Below are 11,316 nucleotides of genomic sequence, written 5' to 3' on the forward strand. Positions count from 1 at the left end.
CCGTATGCCCGGTGGTGTGAGAGGACGGGGGAGGTAACTCCCCCTCCTACTCGATTATAAAACGGCTTCCGTTACAATAGCGGCCACATTCACCAACTGAGCGATCCATGAGCCAGATCCCGCCCGGCAACCACGCCTCCGACATCCAGAGCCTGCAGGGCGCCGACCAGATCCGGCGCCAGCTTGGCGACTGCAACCAGCGGGAAACCGCCCGCATCCTGAGACTGTTGGCGCGCACCCGTAATCAGCCTGGCGAACCGGAGCTGCGCCGGATGAACCGGTGGCTGGAAGAGGGGCTGACAAAGGTGGCGGCGCGCCGCCAGTCGCACCGGCCCGCCAGCTACCCGGAGGGACTGCCCGTATCCGACCGGGTGGAGGACATTACCCGGGCGCTGGAACAGCACCAGGTGATCATCGTGGCCGGCGAGACCGGCTCCGGCAAGACCACCCAGTTGCCGAAGATCTGCCTCAATGCCGGGCGGGGCACCCGGGGGCTGGTGGGGCATACCCAGCCCCGGCGTATCGCCGCCCGTACCGTGGCCGGCCGTATCGCCGAGGAACTGGGGCCGGAACAGGGCGACCAGGTGGGCTACCAGGTGCGTTTCACCGACACCACGTCGGACACCACCCGGCTCAAGGTGATGACTGACGGTATCCTGCTGGCCGAGGTCCAGCATGATCGTTTCCTGGACGCCTACGACACCATCATCATTGATGAGGCTCACGAGCGCAGCCTCAATATCGACTTCCTGCTCGGCTACCTGAAGCAACTGTTGCCAAAAAGGCCGGACCTGAAGGTGATCATCACCTCCGCCACCATCGAGGTGGAGCGTTTCAGCGAGTACTTCCACCAGGCGCCGGTGATCGAGGTATCGGGTCGCACCTATCCCGTGGAGGTCCGCTACCGGCCCCTGGCCGGCGATGCCGACGAACGGGACCAGGGCTGGGGCGACGCCGTGGTGTCGGCCCTGGAGGAGATCGAGCAGCACGAACGGGGCGAGAGCAAACCGCCCGGGGATATCCTGGTGTTCCTGCCCGGCGAAGGGGAGATCCGGGCCCTCAGCAAGCAGTTGCGCCATGCCGACCTGCGCCATACCGAGGTGCTGCCGCTGTACTCCCGTCTCAGTGCCCGGGAACAGAACCGGGTGTTCCAGTCCCATCGGGGGCGACGGATCGTGCTGGCCACCAATGTGGCGGAGACCTCGCTGACAGTGCCGGGTATCCGCTATGTCATCGATACCGGCGTGGCCCGTATCAGTCGTTATTCGGTGCGCTCGAAGATCCAGCGGTTGCCGGTGGAGGCCATTTCCCAGGCCAGCGCCAACCAGCGGGCGGGCCGCTGTGGCCGGGTGGCGCCGGGTATCTGCTTCCGCCTGTTCGACGAACAGGACTTTGTCAGCCGCGACGAGTTCACCGACCCGGAGATCCTGCGCACCAACCTGGCGTCCGTCATCCTGCAGATGGTGACCCTGGGCCTGGGGGATATCAAACACTTCCCGTTCCTGGAGCCCCCCGACAACCGCCAGGTGAACGATGGCTATAAACTGCTGGAGGAACTGGGGGCGGTGTCCGGCAAACGCCGGATTACCCGACTGGGTCGTACCATGGCGCGGCTGCCCCTGGACCCGAGGCTGGCCCGCATGCTGGTGGCCGCCGATGAGCTGGGCAGTCTCGCGGAACTGCTGGTGGTCATTGCCGGCCTGAGCGTGCAGGACCCCCGGGAACGACCCCAGGACAAGCAGCAGGCGGCGGACCAGGCCCACAGCCAGTGGAACGACAAGGAGTCGGATTTTGTCACCCTGCTGAACCTCTGGAATCACTTCGAGGAGCAGCGCCAGGAGCTGTCCGGCAACCAGTTGAGCCGGTACTGCAAGAAACAGTTCCTGTCCTGGATGCGCATGCGGGAGTGGCGGGATACCCACCGGCAGCTGACTCTGCTGTGCCGGGAACAGAAATTCACGCTCAATCGCAACACCGCCAGTTATGAGGCCGTTCACAAGGCCATCCTGTCGGGTCTGCTGGGGCAGGTGGCCACCAAGCTGGAGAAGAAGGAGTACCTGGCCACCCGCAATCGCAAGGTGTTTATCTTCCCCGGGTCCAAAGTGGCAAAGTCCTCCCCCAAATGGATCATGGCGGCGGAGATCGTGGAAACCAGCCGTGTATTTGCCCGCATGGTGGCGAAGATCGAGCCGGAGTGGGTGGAGCCGCTGGGTGAGCACGTGGTCAAGCGGCATTATTCCGAGCCCCACTGGGAACAGAAACGGGCCCAGGTGATGGCCTTTGAGCGGGTCAGTCTGTACGGGCTGGACGTGGTCAGCCAGCGCCGGGTGCCCTATGCCGGCATTAACCCGGTTGAAGCCCGCGAACTCTTCATTCGCCGGGCACTGGTGGAAGGTGACTACCGCACTAAAGCGCCGTTTATCGCCCGCAACCGGGAACTGCTGGATACTGTCGAGAACCTGGAAAACAAGACCCGCCGGCGGGACCTGCTGGTGGATGATGAACAGCTGGTGGCTTTCTACGACCAGCGTCTGCCGGCGGACATCGTCAGTGGCCGGCATTTCGAGAGCTGGTGGAAGGCCCTGTCCGCGGAAGACCTCAAGGGCATGGAGCTGACGGAAAAGGACATCCTGCAGCGGGACCTGGACTACGATGAGCTGGAACAGTACCCGGACGAGCTGGAGTGGGAGGGGGCGAAGTACCCCCTGAGCTACAACTTCGAACCCACCGGAGAGGATGATGGTGTGACCATCCAGGTCCCATTGATGGCCCTCAAGCAGTTGCCGGGGCATCGGCTGGAATGGCTGGTGCCGGGGCTGGTCCGGGAGAAGTGCATTGCCCTGGTCAAGGGACTGCCCAAGTCGGTCAGACGCAACTTTGTGCCGGTGCCTGACTTTGTCGATGCTGCCCTGGAAAAGATGACCCCGTCCAACGAGCCGCTGACCGATGCCCTGGCGGACCAGCTCCGCCGCATGACCGGTGTTCGCATCGCGCCGGAGGACTGGCCCCGTGAAGCATTGCCCCGGCACCTGCGGATGAATCTCAAGGTTCTGGGAGAGGGTGGTAAGGTGCTGGCCCGTGGGCGGGACCCCGACGAGTTGCAGAAGAAGCTGGAGAAACAGGCCGAGCAGGCCCTCAGCCAGGTGGAAGAGGAGGAAGGTAAGGGCCCGGGTCGTCAGGCTTCCGACTGGCAGTTCGGCACCTTGCCAGCCTCGGTCCATACCGATCGCGGAGGCATGCAGGTCACCGTGTACCCGGCCCTGGAGGACCTGGGCGGCGAGGTGCGGGAGACCCGTTTCCTGGACCCACTGACGGCGGCGGACGCCCATCGCCGGGCGGTGGCCCGTCTGATCCTCAACCGCCTGGGCAATACACTGGAAAAGATCGACAGCCGGCTGCACCATTTTCGGGATTCGGCACTGATGTTCGCCCCGGTGGGCCAGGCCCGGACATTGCTGGACGACTTCCTGCTGGCGGCTGCCGCCAACCATTTCCTGGGCGGGCCGGACCGGCCAGCGGACAGCCTCCCACGCAGCGATGGCGACCTGAACGGCGTCTACGAGTCGGGCAGGGGGGATTTCCTGCCGGCGCTGGAGGAGGCCGATGCGCAGCTTCACCAGGTGATGCGGGGCCATCACCGGGTCATGAAGCAACTCAAGGGCAAGATCAGCCTGGCCATGGCTAACAGCATGGCGGACCTGAAGTTCCAGATGGAACACCTGGTGTACCCCGGCTTCCTCACGGCCACACCCCTGGACTGGCTGGCCTGTTTTCCCCGCTACTTCGAGGCGGCGGATATCCGGCTGGAGAAAATGCCCCGGGAAATGGGGCGGGAGCGGGAATTCCTGCATGCCATTGAGCCGCTGTGGAGCCGCTACCGGAACAAGGCCGAACAGCATCGGCGGCAGGGTATCCTGGATCCGGAACTCACCCTCTACCGATGGATGCTGGAGGAGTTCCGGGTGTCGTTCTTCGCCCAGCAGCTCGGTACCGCCGTGCCGGTGTCGGTCAAGCGGCTCGACCGGCAGTGGGCCCAGGTCCACTGAACGGCTTTGTGGATCAACCGTAAAATCCTCTACATCCAGGCTCGTTGGGCCAGGAGTCTGCTCGGTAGAAATCGCGCCAGGCGAGAGCGTCCCACTTTGAGGCAATTTTGACGATCATTTGAGGCGCATAGTGGTTCTATGTAACGAGAATGAGCGCTCAAAAGAGGCCAAAGTGGGACGGTCGCAGCGGTGCGACTTTCTACCGCGCAGACTCCTAGCTTTGTGATAGTATTCACGGTCAGACCATGAGCCTGCAGGGTGCGCTCCGCCAACACGCATCCGGCTCGACCAGATTGCAGTCCACAATAATGTCCAGAAAAGTCGGGGTCCTTTGTGAGCATCACCGCCATCATTACCGGTACCGGGTTGTATACGCCACCCGCCTCCATCACCAACGAAGAACTGGTTGCCTCGTTCAACCAGTACGTTGAACTGCACAACGAGCGCCATGCGGCGGAGATTGCCAGTGGCGACGTCGAGGCCCTCCAGCCTTCCTCGGTTGAGTTCATTGAGAAGGCCTCCGGCATCAGGAGTCGCCACGTGATGGACAAGGACGGCATCCTCGACCCCGAACGAATGTGTCCGCGACTCCCGGACCGCAGTAACGATGAATACTCGATCCAGTGCGACATGTCCGTGATTGCCGCCCGGCAGGCCCTGGAGCAGGCAGGCCGTAGCGCCAGCGACGTGGACGCGGTGATCGTCGCCTGCTCCAACCTGCAGCGGGCCTACCCGGCGGTGGCCATCGAGGTCCAGGAGGCCCTGGGCATTGACGGTTTTGCCTATGACATGAATGTGGCCTGCAGTTCGGCCACCTTCGGTATCCAGGCGGCGGCCAATGCCGTGGAAAACGGTACCGCCAATGCGGTGCTGGTGGTGAGCCCGGAGATCTGTTCCGGGCACCTGAACTTCCGCGACCGGGACAGCCATTTCATCTTCGGCGACGCCTGTACCGCCGTGCTGGTGGAGCGCGATGACCAGGTAGCGGACGGCCAGGGCTTCGAGATCCTGGGAACCCGTCTGAAGACCAAGTTCTCCAACAACATCCGCAATAACTTCGGCTTCCTCAACCGGGGTGACGAATCCGGTATCGGCAAGCCGGACAAGCTGTTCGTGCAGCAGGGCCGCAAGGTCTTCAAGGAGGTTTCCCCGATGGTGGCGGAACTGATCGTCAGTCACCTGGAGAGTCTCTCCCTGGGAGCGGACGATCTGCGCCGGATGTGGCTCCACCAGGCCAACCTCAACATGAACCAGTTAATCTCCAAGCGCGTACTGGGTCGTGAGGCCACTGTCGAGGAAGCGCCCGTGATCCTGGACGAGTACGCCAATACCAGCTCTGCCGGTTCAATCATTGCCTATCACCAGCACAAGGATGACTTTGGTGCCGGTGACCTGGGCGTGATCTGTTCCTTCGGTGCCGGGTATTCCATTGGCAGCGTGGTGATTCGCAAACGCTGACGGAGTGCCAGGGACAGGGCAGGGCCACGACCTGACGAATAGCCAACCAGGAACCACCACTACCATGTTTCGCGATCTCTCCCGAGCGCTTACCATACTCATGTTCGGTGCACTGGCGCTTGCCGGCTGCGCTTCCTCCCCCGATGACCCGGAGCCGGAACCGGCCCCGGAAGCGGTGTCGTCCGGGGCGGACAACCGTGGCAACCCGGCCGACCCCTATGAATCATGGAACCGTAAGGTCCATGCCTTTAACGAAGGGGTCGACGACTGGGTGTTAAGGCCAGTGGCCGAAGGTTACCAGTGGGTCATGCCGGACATTGCCGACCGGGCGGTGACCAACTTCTTCAGCAACCTGGGAGAAGTGCACAATTTCATCAACAGCGTGCTCCAGCTCAAGGGCGAGCATGCGGTGGTGGCGGCAGGCCGGTTCACCTATAACTCGGTGTTCGGTATTGGCGGTCTGTTCGATGTGGCTACCGCCTTCGACCTGCCGGAGCGGCCCGAGGATTTCGGGCAGACCCTGGGGTACTGGGGCGTGGGCCCCGGGCCTTACCTGGTGTTGCCGTTGATGGGGCCATCCACGCCCCGGGATTTCACCGGCACCCTGACCGACAGTCTTGCGTTCCCGTCGGCCTGGAACTATGCGGAGAGTCCGGAGCAATGGTACCTGCTTGGCCTGTTCGTGGTGGATACACGGGCGGATCTGCTGGCGGCGGAAGGGTTCATGTCCGGAGACAGCTACACCTTCGTTCGTAACGCCTACCTGCAGCGCCGTGAATACCTGATCAACGATGGCAAGGTCACCTCGGACCCCTTTACCGGGGGGGAAGACGAAGACCTGATGCTGGATGATTTCTGACCACCCTGTGGGCTGTCGCGGAACCTTCCTGTAGGAACTGCGAACATGTCCCGCAAACGGTGAGCCGTTTGGCCCGTGATGGTGACAGTTGTCGACTGCGGGCGGTATCATGGCAGCCATTACACGCGGGCCTTCAACTGAAAGGGATAACCCCGGCCGCAAGCTGACTGGAATACCATGTACTACGACTTCTTCGGATTTCGGGAGCCGCCGTTCTCCATTGCGCCGGATCCCCGATACCTGTATCTCAGTGAACGTCACAAGGAGGCCCTGGCTCACCTGATGTACGGTGTTCAGGGGCAGGGTGGCTTCATTGTGATCACCGGCGAAGTGGGCACCGGCAAGACCACGATCAGCCGCTGCTTCATTGAGAACGTGCCGGAGCACGTGGACATCGCGCTGATCCTCAATCCGCGCCTGTCGGCCAGGGAACTGCTGGCCTCCATCTGTGATGAACTGGGTATCGCCTACCCGGACAACGCCACCATCAAGAAGCTCATCGATCGCATCAACCAGCACCTGCTGGAAGCCCACGCCCGTGGGCGTCACCAGGTGCTGCTTATCGATGAGGCCCAGAACCTGTCCGCCGAAGTGCTGGAACAGCTACGGCTGCTGACCAACCTGGAAACCGCGGAAAAGAAGCTGCTCCAGATCGTACTGCTGGGTCAGCCGGAACTGAAGGACATCCTGGACCGCCCGGAGTTGCGTCAGCTCAACCAGCGGGTCACCGCCCGTTACCACCTGGACGCCCTGGAACGGGATGAACTGCCAGCCTACATCCACTACCGTCTCGGGGTGGCCGGGGTCAAGGTGGAACTGTTTACGCCGCCGGCCATCCGCACCCTGTTCCGGAAAAGCAACGGCGTGCCCCGACTGATCAACCTGATCAGTGACCGGGCCCTGCTGGGGGCCTACAGCGAGGGTGTCCAGCAGATTGAACCCCACCATGTGAAGGCTGCGGCGAAGGAAGTGGGCGGCGTGCCCGGGCGTACCACCCCGGGGAGCGTGTCTCCCATGCTGCGCACGGTGACGGCCGCCGCCGCGTTGATGGCGATTGCGATTGTTGGCTGGGCCTTTATCGATAGCCGGCGGGATGCCCCGGGGGCCAACATTGTAGATACCGACGCCCCAGGGACGTCAGTCGAACAGGACACGCCCGGCAACGGGACCACTGGCGACAACGGTACCGCCCCTTCCGATACCGCCGGACCGGACCTCACTGGCGATGAGCAACTGACGGGTGCCGTCGAGCGAAGCGACGAGCCCGAGCCGATCGGGACCGAAGAGCCGGAACTGACTGCCTTCGATATCGGGGAACATGGCCTGACCACGGCCCAGGCCTACGATGGCCTGTTCCAGCTGTGGGGCTATGACTGGGACCGCTCCAGCTATCCCTTCGCCTGCGACTATGCCGATGCTGCCGGCCTCCGCTGCCTGCACCGACAGGGCAGCCGTCGCAGCATGGAGGACATCAATCGTCCGGCGGTATTGACCCTCAAGGGCACCGAGGGCAACGACACCCATGTGACCCTGGTACGCCTGGAGGGTGATGTGGCCACCCTGAAAACGGCGGAAGGCACTCTGGAAGTGTCCTTCCGGGAAGTGCAGGACCACTGGTACGGGGAGTTCTCCGTGCTCTGGCAGGTTCCTCCCTACATGGCGTGGAATGGTGATCCCGCCGAGCTGCCCCGGCAGAACCGGGAGGGCGTCTGGCTCAGCGCCCGCATGATGCAACTGGTGGGACTGCATGCGGACAACAGCGATGAAATCGAGCGTGTCAGCCGCATGATCCGGGATGAACAGATACGCTGGTACCAGCGGGTCAAGGGGCTGCAGCAGGATGGTGTGGTCGGTGCCATGACCCTGATCCAGATGAGTAACGATCTGGACGCCGGTGTACCGCGGCTGGTCCCCACCAGCGGCACCGTGATTGCGCCCGCCGGCCCGGGGCAGCCGGCCCAGCCACGGTCCGGGTGATGCCGTCATGAGTTATATCCTGGAAGCACTGAAAAAGTCGGAGTCCGAGCGTAACCAGGGTCGGGTGCCGAACCTGGGCCAGCAGATGCGGATGGTCCACCGCAAGCGCAAGCGGGGCATTCCCGCCCTGGTCTGGCTTGCCATCGCGCTGACCCTGAATGCCGTGGTACTGGCGGTCCTGTTCTGGCCGGGTGTCGGCCTGTGGTGGGACCACTCCCGGACCGCCGCGGCACCAGGCCGGTCAACGGAGCAGGTGTCTGGTGCGACCGCGCCGACCACCGGTGCCGGCAGTGAGGAAGCGCCACCCGCCACCAGTGGCGAGGTGGCCAGGGCGGAGGACCCGGTGCCGGAACCAGCGGAAATCACCGCCGCCACCGGCGAGCTGGAAAGCCAGGGGGCCGTGATCCTGGATACCGTGGAGGAAGCCCCCACGGTGATCGTTCCCACGGTACGCCAGCCCGGCACGGGCGGCAGCGGTGAGTACACCCCGGAGCCCTGGGAAGGCCGGGTCCCCCACCTGGTGGAGCTGCCCATGGCGTTCCAGCGCCAGGTGCCGGACCTGGTCTTCAACAGTCATGTCTATTCTTCCCGGCCATCGGCACGGAGTGTGATGATCAACAATCGTTATCTGCGTATGGGCGACTCTTTCGGACCACTCCGGGTGGAGCGTATTACCCAGGAAGGGGTGGAACTGAGCATGGACGGCCAGCGCTTCCGGGTCGGTGTCGTCCGTGACTGGAGCAGCCCCCGCTGATGCCCCTGAGCGACGCCGTCAAGGCCGAAATCCAGCAAGCCTATCGTGACGTACTCGCGGGCAAGGGCATTCGCGCCCGTTATGGCCAGCGTCTGATGATCGCCGAAATCGCCCGCTACATGGGCGATATCACCGAGAACGACGGCCAGCGCACGTCCCAGCCGGCGGCCTGCGTGGTGGAGGCCGGCACCGGTACCGGCAAGACCCTGGGTTACCTGATCGCCGCCATCCCCGTGGCCCGGGCCCTGGGCAAGACCCTGGTGATCTCCACCGCCACGGTGGCGCTGCAGGACCAGATCATCTCCAAGGACCTGCCGGACCTGAAGCAGCACAGCAAGCTGTCGTTCGACTGGACCCTGGCCAAGGGCCGTGGTCGTTACCTGTGCATGTCACGTCTGGAAACCAGGCTCCATGACGAGGGCAACGGTGACAGCGACACCATGCCCCTGTTCCTGCTGGACGAGGGCAGGGAGCAGGAGCCCGGCTCCCGGGAATTCTTCGAGGAGATGCTTGGCCGGTACGGCTCCCGGGAGTGGGATGGCGATCGGGACCACTGGCCCACCACTATTCCCGACGAGGTCTGGCGGCAGGTCACCACCGACCATCGCCAGTGCACCAACCGTCACTGCGCCTATTTTGACAACTGCGCTTTCTTCGACGCCCGCAAGGGGCTGGAAACCGCCGATGTGGTGGTGGCCAACCACGACCTGGTACTGGCGGACCTGGCGCTGGGCGGCGGTGCCATCCTGCCGGAGCCGGAGAATGCCCTGTACGTCTTCGACGAGGCCCACCACCTGCCGGACAAGGCACTGAACCACTTTGCCGCTTCGGTCCCCCTGAACAGCACCCGTCAGTGGCTCAAGCAGCTTTCCCAGGCACTGGCGAAGATCCAGCCGTGGCTGCCACCCGCCACCGTGGCGGGCCGCACCGTGGAGAAAATCTCCGGGACGTCCCGGGAACTGGACGACTGCCTGACCCGGGTCCACGATCACCTGCTGGAGAGCATCCAGTGGGAGTTCTCGGAGGAGCGCCGCACTGCCCAGTGGCGCTATCCCGAAGGCCAGCTGCCGGAGGACATGCTGACGCTGGCCACCGAGACCCGGGCCGCCACCGCTGGCCTGGTCCGTCACCTTGGCACGGTGGCGGACGAACTGCAGAAGGGCTTTGACGAGCGCAAGGACCATGAGCTGGACCGGGACACGGCGGAAGCCTGGTACCCGGTGATCGGCAGCTTCCACGCCCGGGCGGAGGACCAGTCACGGCTGTGGGCGGCCTGGTGCGATGTACCAGCGCCGTCGGGCGGGGACGACAAGGCCTCGGGCCGTACCCCGCCACCGGCCCGGTGGGCCATCCGCCAGCGCTGGGAGCACGCGGAGGAGGTCACCCTGTACAGCAGCCCGGTCCTGGCGGACAACCTGCTGTTCTCCCGCTTGTGGTCCCGGGCCCATGGTGCGGTATTGACCAGTGCCACCCTGACCGCCCTGGGACGCTTTGACCGGCTCCGCTCCCGGGCGGGGTTGCCGGCGGACAGCCGCTACCTGGTGGTGCCCAGCTCCTTCCGCTACGCCGACATGGCCACGGTGGAGGTGCCGCCCATGGAAGCCCTGCCCACGGACACGGAGGGATTTACCAATGCTCTGGTACGCTGCCTGCCGGAGCGATGGGCCACGGAGAAGGCCACGCTGGTGCTGTTCACGTCCCGCCGCCAGATGAACGCGGTGCGAGACCGCCTGGCCCCGGAACACCCGGGCCTGATTACCACCCAGGACGACATGGCCAAGGGCGAGGTGCTGCGACACCACCGGGAGCGGGTGGATGCCGGCAAGCCCTCGGTGCTGTTCGGGGTGGCCAGCTTTGCCGAGGGGATCGATTTGCCGGGTCGCTACCTGGATCATGTGGTCATCACCCGGCTGCCGTTCTCGGTGCCGGACGATCCCATCGAGGCAAGCCTGGCGGAGTGGGTGACCAGCCGGGGAGGCAACCCGTTCATGGAGATCACCGTGCCGGATGCTTCGGTGAAGCTGGTGCAGGCGGTGGGCCGCCTGTTGCGGACGGAAGAGGATACCGGCCGCGTGTCCATCCTGGACCGCCGGATTGTCAGCCGCCGCTATGGCCAGCTGCTGCTGGATGCCCTGCCGCCATTCCGCCGGATTATCCAGTAAGCGGCTAGTGTCCCTTAACATAAGTTCGCAGCATTTCAGAGGCTGTGTCAGGCATTACTA

Annotated in this window: 6 protein-coding genes; all 6 read left to right on the forward strand. The window is 64.1% G+C overall.

Annotated elements, in window-relative coordinates:
* Positions 1 to 107 precede the first annotated feature (107 nt).
* The 6 genes from hrpA (at position 108) to dinG (ending at position 11,256) form a co-directional block, all read left to right on the forward strand.
* A complete protein-coding gene (gene hrpA / locus RO069_RS04725; RefSeq protein ID WP_328185582.1) occupies positions 108 to 4,046 on the forward strand; it encodes an ATP-dependent RNA helicase HrpA in 3,939 nt (1,312 codons plus the stop codon).
* A 339-nt stretch (positions 4,047 to 4,385) separates the two neighbouring features.
* Positions 4,386 to 5,504 carry a beta-ketoacyl-ACP synthase III gene (locus tag RO069_RS04730; protein WP_328185587.1) on the forward strand — a complete coding sequence of 373 codons (1,119 nt, stop codon included), beginning with the start codon at positions 4,386 to 4,388 and terminating at the stop codon, positions 5,502 to 5,504.
* Positions 5,505 to 5,568: 64 nt separating this feature from the next.
* A complete protein-coding gene (locus RO069_RS04735; RefSeq protein WP_328185583.1) occupies positions 5,569 to 6,363 on the forward strand; it encodes an MlaA family lipoprotein in 795 nt (264 codons plus the stop codon).
* A gap of 177 nt (positions 6,364 to 6,540) precedes the next feature.
* Positions 6,541 to 8,340 (forward strand): ExeA family protein, encoded by a 1,800-nt coding sequence (locus tag RO069_RS04740; RefSeq protein WP_328185584.1) that lies wholly within the window; start codon positions 6,541 to 6,543, stop codon positions 8,338 to 8,340.
* Between the two features lie 7 nt (positions 8,341 to 8,347).
* On the forward strand, positions 8,348 to 9,094 hold the full coding sequence (locus RO069_RS04745; RefSeq protein WP_328185585.1) for a general secretion pathway protein GspB: 747 nt from the start codon (positions 8,348 to 8,350) through the stop codon (positions 9,092 to 9,094).
* Positions 9,094 to 11,256 (forward strand): ATP-dependent DNA helicase DinG, encoded by a 2,163-nt coding sequence (gene dinG, locus RO069_RS04750; RefSeq protein ID WP_328185586.1) that lies wholly within the window; start codon positions 9,094 to 9,096, stop codon positions 11,254 to 11,256. The genes RO069_RS04745 and dinG overlap by 1 nt, the downstream gene beginning before the upstream one ends.
* Positions 11,257 to 11,316: the final 60 nt, after the last annotated feature.

Source organism: Marinobacter sp. OP 3.4, assembly GCF_036224885.1.
Classification (GTDB): domain Bacteria; phylum Pseudomonadota; class Gammaproteobacteria; order Pseudomonadales; family Oleiphilaceae; genus Marinobacter.